Source organism: Pontibacillus sp. HN14, from assembly GCF_021129245.1.
In the GTDB taxonomy this organism is placed as follows: Bacteria; Bacillota; Bacilli; order Bacillales; family BH030062; genus Pontibacillus.
Genome location: NZ_JAJOLR010000002.1, coordinates 391,461 through 409,033 on the forward strand (window position 1 = coordinate 391,461; position 17,573 = coordinate 409,033).

The window sequence follows — 17,573 nt, forward strand, 5'->3', positions numbered from 1 at the left end:
TCCTCCTAGCGGAATTTGGTTTGCATGGCTAACTCAGTCATAACAAGCATCGCTTGATAGGCTTCGAGCATATCTTTAGCCTGAAATTTTACGGTCGTAGAATTTGGTTCGAGTTCAGTGCCAGGCATAAGGTTTGCCCATTCGGCTTCCCCGTAATTGGTGAACTCAATTCGGAATGTAGGCTGTTTTGGTGGAACAAGTGGTTCGACGTTGTGACGGTTTTGAAGTGCTTCTGCTGTTTTTTGTTGAAGTAATTCTCCGGCTTTCTTAGGTGTTAAGCTCTTTACTGACGAGCGGGAAATCGTTTCTTTCACTGGGGCTGTGGTGATGTTTGGAATAAGGGCTTCAGCTTCTTTTGCAGCTTGATCATCGCCTGCTACCATCAGTACAGGGACCCCGTAATAGCCTGCCAGATAAGCGTTTAAACCAAGTTCACCTACAGCGACATCGTTTATGTAGAAATTTCGTACGCCAAAAATCATGGAATGGGACATAACGCCCTTTTGCGCAGCCCTTGCATGGTAACCGACGAACATTGCTCCTTCATATGAATCATCAAGCCCCTGCATCATCGAAAAAGGCTTCACATCACCTGTGATGAGCTGTGCTTCAGGGTGGAGTTCTTCAATGAGAAGGTTGTCCATTTTGGAGTGACTGTCATTTACAAGTACTTCACTTGCGTGGTTATTGAACGCTGATTGAATAACGTAGTTGGTCTCCTGCGTCATAATCTTTCGTCCGCGCTCATAATTATGCTTCGCCGAGTCAATGTACGTAATGTTCGGCAAGCCCGTGATCCCTTCCATATCAACAGATAGGTAGAGCTTCATAGATGTAATCCCCCTCTAGTGATTTCGATTTAAGAATTTTATAAATTTTCGTATAATTTTATCAATATTTAGCAAAAAAGGCAAGCAAACACTAACAATGAGGAAATGGTCATGCTTTAAAGGAGTGAAGGGTGTCAGGCACGCGTCAGTGCGGTGAAGGAGTGCAGGGTGTCAGACACGCGTTAGTGCGGTGAAGGAGTGCAGGGTGTCAGACACCCATTAGTGCTGTGAAGTAAAAAAGCGCCCTCTTTTTAAAAGAGGGCGCTTTGGGTTAGGCGGATTTTGTTAGTTTTTGATTGGATGAGCTTTTTTCTTTTTGCTTTCTGTAAAGGGTGGCGATAATTGGTCCAGAGATGTTGTGCCATACGCTGAAGATCGCGCTTGGAACGGCTGCTAGTGGGCTAAAGTGTACGGCTGCGAGAGAGGCTCCTAAGCCTGAGTTTTGCATGCCGACTTCAATAGAAACAGCTCGTTTCTTGGAAAGATCCATGCCCATCATCTTAGCTAATCCGTAGCCGACAGCGTAACCGAGTAGGTTATGTAAGACCACGATTGCGAAGATCAGCGCTCCTGTTTCTGCGATTTTCGCCTGATTCACACTTACAACGGCTGCTACAATGGCGACGATCGCGACCACTGACACAAGCGGCATTGCCTTGATACCAGCTTCGCTCTTTTGACCGAGGGCCGCTTTTACAATGAGGCCGAGCACGATAGGTACGATTACAATTTTGACGATTGATAGGAATAAGGACCCTGCTGAAACGGGGAGCCACTGACTTGCGAACAATAGAACAAGAACAGGGGTTAACAACGGTGCTAAAAGTGTGGAAACCGCTGTGATGGCTACTGATAGTGCCGTATCCCCTTTAGATAAGTAGGTCATTACGTTAGAAGAGGTGCCTCCGGGACAGCATCCCACAAGGATGACACCAGCAGCTACTTCCGGTGATACCGGTAAGAGTGTCGCTAAAGCGAATGCAAGTAATGGCATGATCGTAAATTGGGCTACTACCCCTGCTGCTACGTCTTTTGGTCTCTTAAGCACTTCTGAGAAATCCGATTTTGATAGTGTTAAACCCATACCGAACATGATGATCCCAAGAAGGGGCACGATGTAAGGAGCAATCCAGGTAAATCCTCCAGGAAAAATAAATGATAAGACCGCAAATAATAAAACCCAAATCGCAAATGAACTCCCCATAAAGTTACTGATTTTTTCTAATGTTTTCATCCGTTTCACTCCTCACAAGTTGATATTAAGGGAATTCTACACCCCAGGACCTAAAAGCGGAACCTTTTATTCTTTCTTTTCTTAAAATTTTGTTATTTTAGTAGAGTAAAGGGTGTCAGACACCGTTTAGCGCTTTACCGAGGTGCAGTGCGTCGCTAGCTATTGTTTTGTTAGCGTTTTAAAGGGTACCTATATTTAGGTGAGAAATGGTAGAATGGATAAAATATTAGATTATGGAAGGGGAATGGGAATGAAGTATGTTACGTTTCAATCAGGGGATCAAGAGTTTTGGGGGGTAGAAGTGAAGGATCGTTTCTATCATTCAGTTGAATGGACAGAGAAGTATCCGAAGTTACTAGATCTTATTACTTCTGAAGTGACAGTTGATGAGGAAGAGGTTGCACAGTGGGGAGAAGTCAAGAAAGAGGATGTTCAAGTAAAGGCGCCTTTTTTACCACTCAAAAATATTATTTGTGCAGGGAAGAACTATGAGGACCATGCTTTAGAGATGAGGGAGAAAGATTCGGAATCGATCCCGAAAGATCCTGTTTTATTTACAAAGCCAGCGACCGCTGTGATAGCGAATGGGGAGTTGGTAGAATCTCATGAAGAGATTACGAGTCAGCTTGATTATGAGGGAGAGCTTGCTGTAATTATTGGGAAGCGTGGCCGCGATATTACACGTGAACAAGCACACGACTACATATTCGGTTATTCTATCTTGAATGATCTGACAGCGCGTGATTTGCAGAAGAAACACAGTCAATTCTTTAAAGGGAAGTCGCTTGATACGACAGCACCATTTGGACCGGTTATCGTTTCGAAATCAGAGATTGATGACCCGCAAGACTTATCTATTACAACGTATATTAATGGAGAGAAACGTCAAGATGGTACAACGAAAGATATGATATTTACAGTGGCTGAACTCATCGAAATTATTTCTGCTGGAATGACTTTGGAACCTGGTGATGTTATTACGACCGGATCGCCTAGTGGTGTTGGAAAAGGGATGAAACCGCCGCAATACCTTAAATCAGGGGACCGGATGGTCATTGAAATTGAAGGGATCGGAAAACTAGAAAATCAGGTGAAATAAAAAAACTGACACCCTTTAGGAGACTAAAGGGTGTCAGACACTATGTAAGTCTTTACAGTGCTAAAGGGTGGCTGGCACCGTCTAGCGCTGTAAAGCAATAAAACTATTTAAGCTTCTTGTTGTAGGGTTTCGTGGGCTTCGTCAATAACGTCTGCGAGTGTGGTCGTCATATCACGGTATTTGGCTGAAATGCTTGTACCGGATGTACCGTATTGTGCTGCTGCGTCTTTTTGAGAAATTGGAGTCCACTCGTCTAGGTGAGAACGCAATGTGTACTCAAGTGCCCCTGCATAAATTTCTGGTTTACGGATTGTTGGTTCTTGGCGTTTGCAGTACAGGTACCAGAAGAACGTTGCTGTTTCTTCCTCTTCTTCTGTAAGTTCTTTCATCCCCTCAGATTTAAGGAAAAGGTCTAGAACTTCTTTTTGTTTATCATCCTGCCAGCTAATACGCTCTGAAGCGTCGAATGAATTGTATAAGCCTGCCGTTAGTTTAATGACTTCTGGGAAGGCTTCTTTTAATAATTCAGGATTCGCTTGGTACTTCTCTGCATCTACTTCTGCCATGAATTTTTCCTCAAGCTGAGGTTGGACAATGAATGTCACAAGGAAGAATTCATAGTAATCACCTGTCTGAATCGGAAGGCCTAATACAAGACTACCTTCATCAGGTGTGCTGTCTTCTTCAAATAATACGTTATACGTTTCGTTTGTGAAGACGTCTGTTACTGAACTAACTTCACTCGTAACAGGTTCGCCAACTTTAAAGACAGAAGGTGGGTTTTGCCCCCATGTGTTCAATAATTCACGCGTTTTCTCACGTTTTAGCTTGCCGCCATTTTTCTCTACATACCATTGAAGTGCAGTCTTTTCCTCTTTGATTGGAGAATAGACCATTACCCATGATAAATAAAGGTTCGTAAGGGTTTCTTTTAAGTCCTCCACATCTTCCATTTCAGCTTGGAAGTCTGCCATTAGAATCTGCAATTCGGATGAAAAGCGATCCACAGAGAATTGCATGATTTGGTTTTGAACTGTATTTAATTCTTGGCGGATTAAATTCGCATTTAACTCCGTAGCATTTTGATTTCCACAACACTTTTTATATTTTTTCCCACTTCCACACGTACATGGGTCATTTCGATTAATTTTCATGATGTATACCTCCGATGAATATTTCCTATATTTCCGTCATACCAAAACACCATTATAAGTGATTTGAACCCCTTCTGTCACCCCTTTCGCGTACTACAGTACCAAATGGAAACGTGTTCCTTTAGTATTTTACAGAGTGAAAGGGTGTCAGACACCGTTTAGTGATGTAAAGGAACACTGGGTGTCAGACACCCTGCTTCGCTTTACAGTGGTAAAGAAAAAGGGAATTTTAAAAGGCAAGCCGGGAGTGGCTTGCCTTTTGATGCATTTATTGTACGGTTAGTGTTGTTTCTTTGTGATCGTGTAGATCTTCTTTTTTGAAATGCAGTTTCACATGATAGTTAGCTGCTTCATCAAATGTGTATGTCGCTTGATATTCACCATCTTTTGGTTCTGTAGCTTCGACGTAGTTGTGCTTATCGGTTCCGTCTTTCCAAATTTCAAATTGAACCTCGGCACCTTTGAATGGTGCTTCATCATGTTGTAAATGCCCAGTTAAGGTTACTTCTTCGCCTGATTTCACGTTTTCAGGAAGCATGATATGGGCCATGATGTTTGTGCCATGGGCGTGTTCTGTTGAATCTCCATGACCATCCTCGTCGTGCCCATCTTCTGAGTGGGAGTGTTCATCCTCTGAAGTTTCCTCTGCTCCTTCTTGATCTACGTCTCCGACAACCAATTTGATTTGTGGCATGTTGTGCATGCCACGAGCGGTAACGTGAGAAATCACGTAATAAATACCGGGTTCTTCAACGGTTTTTTCTAGTGTATAAATGCCGTTTTCCGTAAATTCCCCATCAACCTTCTCGTGCTCTTCGCCTTTTTTCCAGAACTCGAATTTCACTTCGTTTGCATCGTTTACTTCTTCCTCACCATAAGTGACGGCAGCTTGAATCGTGAATGGCTCACCTGGTTCGATGCTTTCGCTTTCAGGGTTTGATGTTAAATCAACATTTAACATTTTCACTTCTTCTTCCTCATTAGAAGCGGATTGGCTATCATCGCTCTCGTTGCTTTGACTGCCACATGCAGCAAGAAGCATAAGGGTGAGGGTTAGAAAGATAAACGCAAAATGACGTCGTTTCATGTGTATACAACTCCTTAATTAAATTAGATAGATTAATGGCAACTGCCCATTTTAACTTGGATGGCTTGAAGAGCTTCCTCAAATGAATAGAGCTCGCCTCCAAATCCTTTTTGGAACTTTAAAGCGTGTTCTTCTGTTTCAAATGGTAATACTTGAGGCTTACAGCAGTGTAGTGGTAACTCAGAATCGAAAATGTAAGTTGCCTTAATGGCGCTTATGGTCGTGTGTAGCAACGTGTCCTTACATAGAATTTGTACGACATGACCTTTTGTTTGTTCATATCTTAGAAGTCCACAATGCATGCAGCAAGCTTTCTCCATAGAGTGATCCTTCATAATTAATTGGACCACCATTTGCTGACCGTTATGTTTATGGCAAAAAGAACACTCGTTCAGGTTCTCATGCCCGTTTGTATGAGGGGCAAGAGCTACCCCGTTTGAGGTTTTTACAATTAGCTTTCGATTGAGCAAAGGTTTTAGATCACGATAGATCGTCATTTCAGAAACTCCAAGTCTCTTGCTAATATCGCTAACACGAAGGGACTCCTCTTTCTCAAGCCACTCCTGAATCTTTTTCCTTCGGTCTACCGGTAGCATAGCGATTCACCTCTCTTTAACATCTACATTAAATAATAGAACTCAACTTCATTAAATACAACCAATCAAATGATAAAAAATGTGACAAAATGATGATGATTAACAAAATAGTCACAAATGCTTCATCACGGTAAAGGGTGTCAGACACGCTTCTTTTCACTAGCGCGCTAAAGGGTGTCTGACACCCTTTAGTACGCTAGTGAAATAAGGTGGTAGGTTTATTTTAAGTGGGAGGGAGGATTTGTGGGTGGGGGTGGCTAATGTAGTTAGGTATGAGAGAAGGGAGGTGAGAGGAATGGGACGTAACAATCGCTCTTGGTTCCCTGGAGGGATGTATCATATTACGGCAAGGGGGAACCGGAAGCAGGAGATTTTTAGAGATGAGCGGGACCTTAAGAAATATATGCAATATGTAACGGCTGCACGTCAGGTTTACCCGTTTCATTTGTATGCTTATTGTTTAATGGGTAATCATGTTCATCTTTTAATTGAAATGATTGATGATTCACCGAGTGTGATCATGAAGTCGATTCAAAGTCGGTATGCCCGTTATTTTAACAATCGACACGATGTAAGCGGACATTTGTTTCAAGGAAGATATGGCGCGGAGTTTATCGATTCAATCTTTTATTTTTTGTTTTGTAGTCGCTATATTCACATGAATCCTGTAGAGGCCAACCTCGTACGGTCCCCTGAAGACTATCGCTGGAGTAGCTACAATGCTTATGTTACCCGGTCGAACCCCTATCACATTAACACTTCGAAAACGCTCCAATATTTTAACACTCCACACTTAACCTATCGACAATATGTCACGCAAGAGAAGTACAAAGCTCCTTTATAAAACAAAGGACAGGCCTATGTTGGCCTGTCCTTCTTTTTAGTATGTTGCCTCTAATTTTTGAGCAAATTCCTTCATCGTATGGGATGGATAGACATACTGTCTGTTCAGTAAAAGAGGGTCATCTCCCATATGGACATAACCAGGGCGTGTCGTCACCGCGAGCGTAATGCCCGTTTTCGGGAAGGCTTGAAGCACTTCCTCATCGTATTGACCATAGGGGTAGGCGTAATAGCGTACGTCCTTGTAGTCTTCTTCATTTAATCCTTGGCTTATTTTTTCACGGCTTTTTATCGTGTCATTAAGAACTTCAGAATAATTCATGTCTACTAAAGCCGGAGTGTGGTCTTCGCTCAGACGATAATGGGCGCTATAGCTGTGAGATTGATAGTTGTACACATCATCCATTTCATTCATTTCCTGAAATCCAATTGTGCCAAAGCCTGCTGAACTTAGGTCATCAAACGTTCGACCGGCAATGTTAAATTGAGTCGCTTTCAGACCATAGTTTTCAAGAGCAGGGTAGGCTTTTGTCATAGTAGAGACAATTCCATCATCAAACGTAATCGCCACAACTTTTCGTGGAAGGTTCTGTTTGTGATAAAGGTAATCTTCAATCTGCCTGAGCGTAATCGTCTCATAATTCTCTTCACTTATGTATGTTGCCTGAGACTGAAACGCATCTGTTCGCACAATCATTTTATTATTGCCATAACCATCTTCAATAGGTTCATCCATAATGTGATGGTAAAGCAAAATTGGTATACCAGGGTCATCGGCGACAGCATCTTGTTTAATATACCCAGTTTGATTGCCTACATGGACTTCGTACCATTGTCCCTGATGAGACGTAACAGGGTAGCGCATATTGTAGGAAATAGACGCCATAACGTCGCTGTCTCCATTTGGTGCTGTATATACGTTGGCTCGCTTCGTTGTTACCATCATCTTGTTCGTATAGGTTGCAGCTTGTTGGAGCGGGGTCAGGCTTATTTCTTTCGTTTCAGGGATTTCTGTTTTCTCTATTTTCCCTCGCCCATTTCCGTATTGAATAAAATAATAATCCGTCGATTCATCCAAGATCGTATAGGTATGACCTTTGTAGAGAATGCCAATAATCGAGTTGCTGTCCAGAGAAGAATCATAGACAAATAGCTTAGATTCTGGAGTGAACGTGCGTGTCTTTGCAGTTGAATTGGTAACTGTCACCTCAAAGGGAAGCACCACTTCTTCCTCCGCTGCAACACCATCTTCTGATTCAATATCCTTTGTGATATGTAGGGAGTAATGCTTGCTGGCGGGATAGTCCTCTGTGTTTTCAATCGCCAACGTTTTCCCTGTTTCATCTAGCTCTAAGTGAAGGGAGTCTATTTTTTGAGACTGATCATTTAAAATATATACGCTATCCTGGTTGATAGAGTTCTGATCGATACTAGTTTGAAACGACACCTTCCACGTCTTACTCGGAGATACTTGTACTTCCTCTGCATGTAAAAAGCTTGAATCTATCACACTACATATTAAGCATGCAAGTAATATAAAAGTCCCCTTAAAAATTTTCTTTCTCATACATTTCCCACCAAATCATAATAATATCGGACTATATTGTACCATAATTATACAAAAACGACCTCCGTTTAGATCAAACTCCTTATCTTTTATCCATCACCGCGCGAAAGCGTGCCAGACACCCTGTGTTGCTTTAAAGTATGAAAGCGTGCCAGGCACCCTGCGTTGCTTCACAGCATGAAAGGGTGTCTGACACGCTTCTGTGCTTAACAGTGGTAAAGGGAACCAGGTTTTGGCTGTTTTGGTTTAAGAGGTGCGGGGAATGTTTCAGAATAGGTTATAAAGGAGGTAGTGGTATGGTTCAAAATGCAGGTGAACGTATTCAGGATACGAAGAAGTATCTGCGGAAACAGACGTTGCATACAATTTTAGAACAGTTTGATGGTTATTTAATGAACTTAAGCAAAACGGATCGTAAGGCGAAGTACAATAAGATGAAACAGGATCCTTACAGCTTTTTCAGAGGTAGTGCGTATTTGTTCTTCTATGACGTAACGAACATACCGTTTAGCTATCACACCCCTGATGACAAGCCTACTTGGATTATGGGGGATCTACATTTTGACAATTTCAGTGCTTTCCAAAATGAGAGCGGGGAAATTGTGTTTGATGTGGATGATTTCGATGAAGGTTATCTGGGATCTTACCTCTATGATGTATTGCGTATGGTGGTCAGCATTCGTTTATTTGCTGAGCAACAAGGATATGATCAAGAAGCACAAGATGATTTCGTAGAAAAATATCTTAAGGCTTACTATAAACAGATGAAAAAGTTTGTGAAGGGTGAAGAAGATCCGGTTACAACTCGCTTCACCGTTGATGATACGAAAGGACCGATTAAAAAGGCGCTGAAGAAACTAGAAGAGCGCCAGGCTACTCACGAACTAGATAAGCAAACAAAAGTGGATGACGAAGGGAATCGCGTCTTTGACCGTGAGAAAACGAAGCTTGCTTCTGTATCCAATAACGAATATAAGGAAATCCTGAAGATTTGGGATATGTACTTGGAAAGCTTAGCAGAGGAGAGTTTCCACTCCGACGAGCACTATGAGATTAAGGATATTGTGAAGAAAAAAGGGGCAGGAATTGGCTCCACTGGTCTGAAACGTTTCTATATCCTTATTGAAGGTCAACAAGATGAGGAAGACCATGATGATATTATTTTAGAGGCCAAAGAAGCTCGTGCACCGATCCCAGCCTATTTCTTCCCGTACGATGAAGGATTCTGGCAAACTAATAAGCATCAAGGTAAGCGAGTGATTACAACTCAACAAGCTATGCACCACATGTCAGACCCTTATTTAGGATACTTCACGATGCAAAATCATGACTTTTATGTTCGCGAGCGCTCCCCTTATGAGAAGGATCTTAAGGAGAAGCACTTGCAGGAACATAAACAGGTGAAAAGAACCGTGAAAATGATGGGCAAAATTTCAGCCAAAATTCATGCCCGGGCAGATACCGACCTTGAGCATGGAATACTAGATTATCACAGTGAAAAAGCCATACTTGATGCCATTGGAGAAGACTTTGATGGCTTCGCCAAAGAACTCAACATCTGGTCAGAGTTCTATAAAAACCGCGTCCAAGATGACTTCCAATACTTCAAAGAATGGCTAGACGAATACTTCTACAAAAAATAACAAAAGGCCTGTTCCTCTCATCCTTGAGAAGAACAGGCCTTTTCTATATCACCGCACTAAAGGGTGTCTGACACCCTACGTTGCATTAGAGTGTTGAAGCGTGTCAGACACCTTGTGTTGCTTTAGAGTGATAAAGCGACCTAGATGGATAGGATTTCGCGGATGTCGTCTTCGGAGAGGGCGGTTAGGTTGCCTTCTCCGGATTTGATCAGCGTGTCGAATAGGTCTTGTTTCTTTTCTTGAAGGGATTGAATTTTCTCTTCGATCGTCCCTTGAGCAATCATTTTTACAACCTGAACAGAATTTTTCTGTCCGATGCGGTGAGCACGATCGGCAGCTTGTTGTTCAACGGCCGGATTCCACCATAGGTCGTACAGAATAACCGTGTCAGCACCTGTCAGGTTAAGACCGGTACCGCCTGCTTTTAAGGAGATTAAGAAGACATCATGTTCACCTTCATTGAAGCGAGTAGCCATTTGAACACGCTCCTGAGCCGGGGTTGAGCCGTCCAGGTAAAAGTAGGTAAGCTTCTCTTCTTCGACAACCTTGGCAATTAAACCAAGCATGGATGTGAATTGAGAGAAGATCAGCATGCGCTGACCATTGGCATGAGCCTCTTGAATGAACGTTCGTAGTTCTTCGAGCTTCCCGGAATCACCCTGATAGTTTTCCATAAACAAGGAAGGGTGACAGCAGATCTGGCGCAACCGTGTTAAGTTACTCAAGATTTGCATGCGGTTCGCCTGGAACCCTTCGCCCTGGAGCTGGGATTTCGTTTGGCGTTGTACTTCATTTAAGTAGCCTACATAGAGTTGGCGTTGTTCTTTTGTCAATTCGGTATAGCGGACCGTCTGGATCTTATCAGGGAGCTCGGTCAGAACTTCCTTCTTCGTCCTTCTGAGCACAAATGGCGTGATTTTCTTCTGCACGACGCCTTGTGGAAGGTTCTTGAACGACTTGCGGTCGTACAGCAATCCTGGCATGACGACAGAGAAGAGGGACCACAATTCTTCCGCTCGGTTCTCAACAGGTGTACCTGTTAAGGCGAACGCCGTCTCCGCGCGTACCCCTTGTATCGCTTTATAGGTTAGTGACGTGTGGTTCTTGAACGATTGCGCTTCATCGAGAAGCATTCCTTGGAAATAGTACGGCTTATACTGCTCGACATCTCTTCGGATCATTGAGTAAGACGTAATGATTAAGTCTACGCCGCTCAAGTCTTCAATGACAGCATTTCGCTCTTGTTTCGAACCGGCTACAACGCGAATGTTCAGTTCTGGTGTGAACTTCTTCGCCTCTTGCTCCCAGTTATAAATGAGAGAAGCCGGTGCGACAACTAGGAACGGATGGGCGTCAGGGCGCTCTTCTCGTCCTGCTAAAATGTAAGCCAATCCTTGCAGCGTCTTCCCAAGACCCATTTCATCCGCAAGAACGCCCCCGAACCCGTGCCTTGATAACGCTCGAAGCCACTGGAAGCCTCGTATCTGGTAGTCGCGAAGGTTTGCCTGTAGTTTGTCCGGAGGTGTTTCGCTTAAGGTTTCCGGACTTTTGACAGCTTCAATTAGTTTCTTAAAGGCTTCACTCTGTTTAACGCCAGTGGAAGTGTCCACCTGAAGTGCACGGTATTTAGGCAAATGCATAACGCCGTCGTGCACATCATTTCCATCGAGGTCAAGATCCTCGAAAAGGTTCCGGGTTTGATCCCATGCGTCGTCTTCGAGGGATAATATTTTCCCGTTGCTCAACTGATGATAGTCTTCTTTTGCTTTTAATGACTGGAACAAGGACTGAATGTCAGCATCAGAAAGGTCATCGGTCGGGAAGCGAACTTCGAACCAGCCGTAATTCTCATCCACATCGAGCGAGACAGGGACTTCTTCTGGAAGACTGCTGTACATTTCATCCACTTCAGGGTCTTTATACACGTCAGCGCGCTTTTCTAACTCGGGTAAAATGCGATAGAAAAAGCGGCCCAAGTTTTGGCTTCCGGATAGAGATAGAACAGAACCGTTCCAATGGAAATTCGCCTGTTCTACCAGGTTCATAATCTGGCGTTCTTTCTTCATATTTCGTGAGATGAGTTGTTCAGAATCTTGTCTTCCTCCGGTAAAAGGATTGATCATCTCATCCCCATAGTGAAATTGAAGATCAGCCCGCAAACTGCCGTCTTGTGCATTCAGGTGCATGACAGGTTCAAGGTCGTACCGTTTTAATTGACTTGTGATTCCTGATTCCACCTCGAGAAGATTATGGGCTTCTAGAATAGGAAACACCGTACCTGCTAGCTGCTCAATGTGCTCCCGGTCAAACAGTTGGCGATTGGCACTTTGCTCTCTTAAATGATGAAAAAGAGGAAGCACGGTCGGCCGCAAGGATTCGTTTACCTTGTAGATGCGCTCATTCTTATATAGGTAAGGAGCTGTTCCAATCGGTTGTGACAAAAATCCGTTATCTGCAATCGAAAGTGAGAAATGATCGTCCTCTTTTGATAGAAGAAAACTCTCTGGGAACGTGTTGTGGACAACTCGAAATGGAATTTCTGTTTTGTGATGTTTTAGAACAACAGAGTCACAGTCCTCAAAAAGCGTCAGAAGCTCCGTCAAAAACTGGTCTGGAATCCGGATGGTTTTCTTCGAGCTACTGGAGCGGTAAAAGTCATTCTCTGAATACATTTGCTGACTCTTTACTAAAGGATACAGCTTCTCTAAAACGGCTGCGTCTTCAGGCGCCATGATCTGCTGTTCCGGATCATACGTGTAATATTGCGTGAAGTAAAGGGGTTCTTGATCATACCAGGCATCGATGAATTCAGCCAGGTCCTTTACCACATAAAGTCTTGATGTCCCTGCTTTCATGGATAGTTCCACACTGTCCCGCTGAGCGAAGCGAGAAGCGATATTCTCAAGCTCGAACTGCAGATAAAGCGGCTCTTTTGAGGATTGGAACAGGCCGGATTCGTCTTCTTGATCGGCCATGTAGTCCATCAGTTCATCCACAAAAGAAGATGCCAAGTTCAGCTGCTTCGTTTTATCATGCTGAGAGGGCTGTGCAAAAATACCCCGCTCTGTGAGAGAATTATCCTGTTTGTTCCATATCGTATTGTTGTTTGTGTAACGATCGATCGTCTCAAGCATCGCTGCGACCATGTGTTTACACATCGGTTGCCCATCCGCGTAAGCCGGACACGTACACCGCCCGCGCTCATAGTTTCCATAATGAGTGGAAAATGTGAGATGAACTTCATAGTCGTCGATGCGTGTTCCCTCAACCGTTGCGTGCACAAATGTGCGGCTTGGATCCGTCCCAACATAGCGGTTGATTGACTTCACCAATCCATCCTGATAATAGTTGGCTCCTCGCTGGTAGGTTAACCAACCGCTAAGTTCCAACACTTCTGTTGATGTAATATCAATCATCTCAAAGACTCCCTTTCTTACCATGAACGTACTTATACAATACTGTCATTGTACCGCACAACCCACCCCCAACACAAAACCCCACCCCTTTTTACTACTACAGCACTAAAGGGTGTCAGACACGCGCCTTCCCTGCACAGCACTAAAGGGTGTCAGACACGCGCTGTTCCTGTACAGTACTAAAGGGTGTCAGACACACGCCATCCTTGCACAGCACTAAAGCGTGTCTGACACCCACCATCCCTTCACAGCACTAAAGCATCATTGTGTAATGAGATTGAAATGTTTTTTTGAGAAATATGAGAAAAAGGTCGATGGGTGGAGAATGTTCGCTATAATAAGCAACATAAGTTTTCAATACTTTCTGAATTTACTGATATTTTCCTTTTCCGAATTAGGAGGGATTGCGATGGAACAGGAACCTATACTTTCGGTTAACGATTTGCATACACAATTTCATACGAAGTCTGGAGTTGTGAAGGCGGTTGATGGGGTGAGTTTTGATATTAAGCCTGGAGAGACGCTCGGCATTGTCGGGGAGTCTGGTTCAGGGAAGAGTATCACGGCCATGTCGATCATGCGTCTCATTAAAGACCCAGGCAAGATCGCGAAAGGCGACATTATGTTTAAAGGAGAAAGCCTTCTTTCTAAATCCAATCGAGAGATGCGTGCGATTAGAGGGGATCGTATTTCAATGGTCTTCCAGGATCCGATGACATCTCTTAACCCGGTCTTTACAGTGGAGAAGCAAATGGTGGAGACGATTCGTGCTCACCGGAATGTTTCAAAGAAAGAAGCAATCAATCGAGCGGTGGAGCTTTTAGAACTTGTTGGCATTCCTTCACCTAGAAGTCGACTAAAAAGCTACCCTCACGAATTTAGTGGAGGAATGAGGCAACGGGTGATGATTGCACTTGCACTTTCGTGTGATCCGGAAGTCTTAATCGCCGATGAGCCGACGACAGCGCTTGATGTGACCATTCAGGCCCAGATCTTAGAGCTTCTTCAACGTCTTCAAAAGGAACTCGGGATGGCGATTATTATGATTACACACGACCTTGGCGTTGTCGCTGAAGTGTGCGAGCGAGTAATGGTCATGTACGCCGGAAAGCCGGTTGAGTTTGCTTATGTGCATGAGTTATTTGATCATCCGAAGCATCCATACACATGGGGGCTAATCGGATCGATTCCGAAGATTGTAAAAGAAAAAGTTCGTCTTGAGCCGATTCAAGGACTTCCGCCAGACTTACGGGCACTTCCGAAGGGATGTAGTTTTGCCCCTCGTTGTAAACATGCGATGGATCAATGCCTTGAAGTAGACCCGGCTTTACGTGAAGAATCCGAAGATCATCACGTACGCTGCTTGTTATATGAAGAGAAGGAAAAGGCGGTGACGTCATGACAACGCTATTAGAAGTGAACAATCTGAAGAAACATTTTCCGATTAAAGGTGGAGGCATTATTCCACGGAAAGTTGGAGCTGTGAAAGCTGTAGACGGTGTGTCGTTTTCCGTTCAAAAAGGGGAGACGCTCGGGCTTGTTGGAGAGAGTGGTTGTGGAAAATCTACGACGGGCCGCGCTATTTTAAACCTTATTAACCCATCAGAAGGGGAGGTTTTCTATAAGGGAGAGGACATATCAAAGCTTAAGGGTGAGAAGCTCCGTAAACTACGGCAGAATATCCAGATTATTTTCCAAGATCCTTATGCCTCTTTAAACCCGCGTATGACAGTGGAACAAATTATTGAAGAGCCAATGAAGGCTTTCAATACGCCGAAGAAAGAGCGAAAGGAAAAGGTGGACTACCTTCTTAATCGAGTGGGATTGAGTTCCTATCATAAACATCGTTACCCACACCAGTTTAGTGGAGGTCAGCGACAGCGGATTGGGATTGCCAGAGCCTTAACGGTTAACCCGGACCTCATTATTTGTGACGAGCCGGTTTCTGCGCTTGATGTTTCCATTCAGGCACAGGTGGTGAACTTGATGGAAGACTTGCAGGAAGAATTCAACTTAACCTACATATTTATCGCTCACGATTTAAGTGTCGTTCACCATATTAGTGACCGTGTTGCTGTTATGTATCTCGGTGAGATTGTCGAGGTCGGTGAAGTGGATGAGCTCTATTCGAATCCGAAGCACCCGTATACGCAAGCTCTTTTATCAGCGATTCCAGAGGCCAATCCTCATAAGAAAAAGGAACGCATTATGTTAGAAGGAGATCTACCAAGTCCTTCGATTCCGCCGGAAGGGTGTAAGTTCCACACCCGTTGCCCGTTTGCTGAAGAGCAATGCCGGGTGAAGCATCCGGAATTAAAGTCAGTTGCAGCAGGGGATCACCAGGCTGCTTGTCATTTAGTTAAAGAAGTTGTGGAAGCGCCTGTTTAGGGCCTGATGCATACATTTTTTCATATTTTATAAGGGGGTACCATGATGAAACAACATTTACTTCGGACGCTTCTTGGCGTTGCACTTTTGACACTTTTAGTTGTGGCAGGGTGTAGCGGTGATGATGATCAGGCGTCAACGGAAAACGACGACAGTCAAGACGATGCAAAAAGCAGTGAGAATGAAGATAACACGCTCGTATTCGCAAGAGGAGCGGACTCTCAACAGTTAGACCCGTCAAAAGTAACGGACGGAGAGTCTCTTTATGTAACTCAACAGATTTATGACACGTTAGTGACGTACAAGGAAGACGGAACAGAAGTACAGCCTGGACTTGCTACGGATTGGCAAGTGAGTGACGACGGCAAGAAATATACGTTCCAGCTTCGTGAGGACGTAAAATTCCACGATGGTACTGACTTCACGGCTGAAGACGTTGTGTATAACTTTGATCGTTGGGTGGAAACGGATGATTCCATTTACTTCGGTTACATGTTCGGTGGTTCTGAAGAAGATCCGAATGGTTTCTTGAAATCCGTTGAAGCAACGGGGGATTATGAAGTGACGTTTACGCTTGATAAGCCGAACGCACCGTTCATTTATACCCTTGCGATGCCTCCATTTGGTATTGCCTCTCCTGATGCTGTCGATGAGCATGGGGAGAACTACTTCAAGAACCCGGTTGGAACAGGACCTTTCAAGTTTAACTCATGGTCTAAAGGAGATAAGATCACCCTTGATAAAAACGAAGACTACTTTGGCGATGTGGCTCATGTAGATCAGGTAGTTTTCCGTGTTATTCCGGATAACGGTGCTCGCTATCTTGAGCTACAATCTGGCTCTATCGACATGATGAAGGGGATGAACCCACAGGATATCTCTGGCGCAGAAGATAACGAAGATCTTCAGGTGTTCCGCCGTCCTTCTATGAACGTTGGATACATGGCGATGAATACCGATCAGGATGGCCCAATGGCAGATCCTAAAGTGCGTAAAGCGATTAATCTAGGTGTAAATAAAGAAGAACTACTTACCCTATTCGAAGGATTAGGAAAACCTGCGAAAAACCCAATGCCACCAAGTCTTTGGGGATATAACGAGGACGTAGAACCTTATGGCTATGATCCTGAAGAAGCGAAGAAATTACTTGCTGAAGCGGGTTACGGGGACGGATTAGATGTGACACTTTACGCCATGTCCAACCCACGTCCTTACCTTCCGCAGCCGAAGTTAACGGCTCAAGCGATTCAGCAAATGCTTAAAGAAGTAAACGTAAACGTTGAGATCGTAGAAAACGAATGGGAAACGCACCAAACGAAAACGCAAAACGGTGAGCATGATATGGCGTTCTTAGGTTGGACAGGGGACAACGGTGACCCTGATAACTTCCTTTATGTTCTACTAGATAAGGATAATGCAAAAGAAGGTTCTGCAGGAAATATCGCTTTCTATAAGAATGACGAAATTCATGACTTGTTAACAGAGGCGCAAGTAGAGCAAGATCAGGAGAAACGTTCTGAGCTTTACAAGAAAGCGCAGGAAATTATTCATGACGATGCACCTTGGTTGCCAATCGCTCACACCACACCACCGATTGCAGCGAAGAACAACATCGACGGATATGTTCCACACCCAACAGGTACAGAGAAATTTAACCACATCAAACTGAAGTAAAAGCTAAAGCCTGCTCCTCCTTCAGTGGAGGGCAGGCACCTT

The 17,573-nt window shown here is 43.9% G+C and carries 13 protein-coding genes; 6 read left to right on the top strand and 7 right to left on the bottom strand.

Translation table 11 applies throughout. The features are described 5' to 3' along the window. Positions 1 to 5: 5 nt before the first annotated feature. Together LQ226_RS11025 and LQ226_RS11030 are read right to left on the bottom strand one after the other, a co-directional pair. The gene (locus tag LQ226_RS11025) at positions 6 to 830 is read right to left on the bottom strand and encodes a M55 family metallopeptidase (protein ID WP_231417950.1); all 825 of its coding nucleotides are present in this window, start codon (positions 828 to 830) and stop codon (positions 6 to 8) included. A gap of 271 nt (positions 831 to 1,101) precedes the next feature. Continuing rightward, positions 1,102 to 2,064, bottom strand: a complete 963-nt coding sequence (locus LQ226_RS11030; protein ID WP_231417951.1) for a bile acid:sodium symporter family protein — start codon at positions 2,062 to 2,064, stop codon at positions 1,102 to 1,104. A 250-nt stretch (positions 2,065 to 2,314) separates the two neighbouring features. On the opposite strand from LQ226_RS11030, the gene LQ226_RS11035 reads away from it, so the two are divergent. Further along, positions 2,315 to 3,163: a fumarylacetoacetate hydrolase family protein gene (locus LQ226_RS11035; RefSeq protein WP_284526583.1), complete on the top strand. Its 849-nt coding sequence runs from the start codon at positions 2,315 to 2,317 to the stop codon at positions 3,161 to 3,163. 107 nt (positions 3,164 to 3,270) lie between these two features. Here LQ226_RS11035 and LQ226_RS11040 read toward each other — a convergent pair whose 3' ends face one another. The 3 genes from LQ226_RS11040 to LQ226_RS11050 all read right to left on the bottom strand — a co-directional run bounded on the left by LQ226_RS11040 (position 3,271) and on the right by LQ226_RS11050 (position 6,000). Next, on the bottom strand, positions 3,271 to 4,317 hold the full coding sequence (locus tag LQ226_RS11040; protein WP_231417953.1) for a YecA family protein: 1,047 nt from the start codon (positions 4,315 to 4,317) through the stop codon (positions 3,271 to 3,273). A gap of 268 nt (positions 4,318 to 4,585) precedes the next feature. Beyond that, positions 4,586 to 5,404: a FixH family protein gene (locus LQ226_RS11045; protein WP_231417954.1), complete on the bottom strand. Its 819-nt coding sequence runs from the start codon at positions 5,402 to 5,404 to the stop codon at positions 4,586 to 4,588. Positions 5,405 to 5,436: 32 nt separating this feature from the next. Beyond that, complete coding sequence (locus LQ226_RS11050) at positions 5,437 to 6,000, bottom strand: DeoR family transcriptional regulator (RefSeq protein WP_231417955.1); 564 nt, start codon at positions 5,998 to 6,000, stop codon at positions 5,437 to 5,439. Between the two features lie 295 nt (positions 6,001 to 6,295). Here LQ226_RS11050 and LQ226_RS11055 point away from each other — a divergent pair, with 295 nt between their 5' ends. After that, positions 6,296 to 6,844 carry an REP-associated tyrosine transposase gene (locus tag LQ226_RS11055; protein WP_231417956.1) on the top strand — a complete coding sequence of 183 codons (549 nt, stop codon included), beginning with the start codon at positions 6,296 to 6,298 and terminating at the stop codon, positions 6,842 to 6,844. Between the two features lie 36 nt (positions 6,845 to 6,880). Here LQ226_RS11055 and LQ226_RS11060 read toward each other — a convergent pair whose 3' ends face one another. Next, positions 6,881 to 8,410 (bottom strand): polysaccharide deacetylase family protein, encoded by a 1,530-nt coding sequence (locus tag LQ226_RS11060; RefSeq protein WP_231417957.1) that lies wholly within the window; start codon positions 8,408 to 8,410, stop codon positions 6,881 to 6,883. Positions 8,411 to 8,706: 296 nt separating this feature from the next. Between LQ226_RS11060 and LQ226_RS11065 the strand changes: the two genes are divergently transcribed. Beyond that, positions 8,707 to 10,053, top strand: coding sequence for a DUF2252 domain-containing protein (locus LQ226_RS11065; RefSeq protein ID WP_231417958.1), 1,347 nt, complete (start codon positions 8,707 to 8,709; stop codon positions 10,051 to 10,053). A gap of 140 nt (positions 10,054 to 10,193) precedes the next feature. Here LQ226_RS11065 and LQ226_RS11070 read toward each other — a convergent pair whose 3' ends face one another. Then, the gene (locus tag LQ226_RS11070; RefSeq protein WP_231417959.1) at positions 10,194 to 13,469 is read right to left on the bottom strand and encodes a DEAD/DEAH box helicase; all 3,276 of its coding nucleotides are present in this window, start codon (positions 13,467 to 13,469) and stop codon (positions 10,194 to 10,196) included. 409 nt (positions 13,470 to 13,878) lie between these two features. On the opposite strand from LQ226_RS11070, the gene LQ226_RS11075 reads away from it, so the two are divergent. From LQ226_RS11075 to LQ226_RS11085, 3 genes are read left to right on the top strand one after another with little or no spacing between them, the layout of a single operon-like run. Next, positions 13,879 to 14,871, top strand: coding sequence for an ABC transporter ATP-binding protein (locus LQ226_RS11075; RefSeq protein WP_231417960.1), 993 nt, complete (start codon positions 13,879 to 13,881; stop codon positions 14,869 to 14,871). Then, complete coding sequence (locus tag LQ226_RS11080; RefSeq protein WP_231417961.1) at positions 14,868 to 15,857, top strand: ABC transporter ATP-binding protein; 990 nt, start codon at positions 14,868 to 14,870, stop codon at positions 15,855 to 15,857. The genes LQ226_RS11075 and LQ226_RS11080 overlap by 4 nt, the downstream gene beginning before the upstream one ends. A gap of 42 nt (positions 15,858 to 15,899) precedes the next feature. Further along, a complete protein-coding gene (locus tag LQ226_RS11085) occupies positions 15,900 to 17,531 on the top strand; it encodes an ABC transporter substrate-binding protein (protein ID WP_354665915.1) in 1,632 nt (543 codons plus the stop codon). Positions 17,532 to 17,573 lie beyond the last annotated feature (42 nt).

Coding starts and splice junctions, on each gene's coding strand:
- LQ226_RS11025 (WP_231417950.1), bottom strand. CDS start 830: ATGAAGCTCTACCTATCTGTTGATATGGAAGGGATCACGGGCTTGCCG.
- LQ226_RS11030 (WP_231417951.1), bottom strand. CDS start 2,064: ATGAAAACATTAGAAAAAATCAGTAACTTTATGGGGAGTTCATTTGCG.
- LQ226_RS11035 (WP_284526583.1), top strand. CDS start 2,315: ATGAAGTATGTTACGTTTCAATCAGGGGATCAAGAGTTTTGGGGGGTA.
- LQ226_RS11040 (WP_231417953.1), bottom strand. CDS start 4,317: ATGAAAATTAATCGAAATGACCCATGTACGTGTGGAAGTGGGAAAAAA.
- LQ226_RS11045 (WP_231417954.1), bottom strand. CDS start 5,404: ATGAAACGACGTCATTTTGCGTTTATCTTTCTAACCCTCACCCTTATG.
- LQ226_RS11050 (WP_231417955.1), bottom strand. CDS start 6,000: ATGCTACCGGTAGACCGAAGGAAAAAGATTCAGGAGTGGCTTGAGAAA.
- LQ226_RS11055 (WP_231417956.1), top strand. CDS start 6,296: ATGGGACGTAACAATCGCTCTTGGTTCCCTGGAGGGATGTATCATATT.
- LQ226_RS11060 (WP_231417957.1), bottom strand. CDS start 8,410: ATGAGAAAGAAAATTTTTAAGGGGACTTTTATATTACTTGCATGCTTA.
- LQ226_RS11065 (WP_231417958.1), top strand. CDS start 8,707: ATGGTTCAAAATGCAGGTGAACGTATTCAGGATACGAAGAAGTATCTG.
- LQ226_RS11070 (WP_231417959.1), bottom strand. CDS start 13,469: ATGATTGATATTACATCAACAGAAGTGTTGGAACTTAGCGGTTGGTTA.
- LQ226_RS11075 (WP_231417960.1), top strand. CDS start 13,879: ATGGAACAGGAACCTATACTTTCGGTTAACGATTTGCATACACAATTT.
- LQ226_RS11080 (WP_231417961.1), top strand. CDS start 14,868: ATGACAACGCTATTAGAAGTGAACAATCTGAAGAAACATTTTCCGATT.
- LQ226_RS11085 (WP_354665915.1), top strand. CDS start 15,900: ATGATGAAACAACATTTACTTCGGACGCTTCTTGGCGTTGCACTTTTG.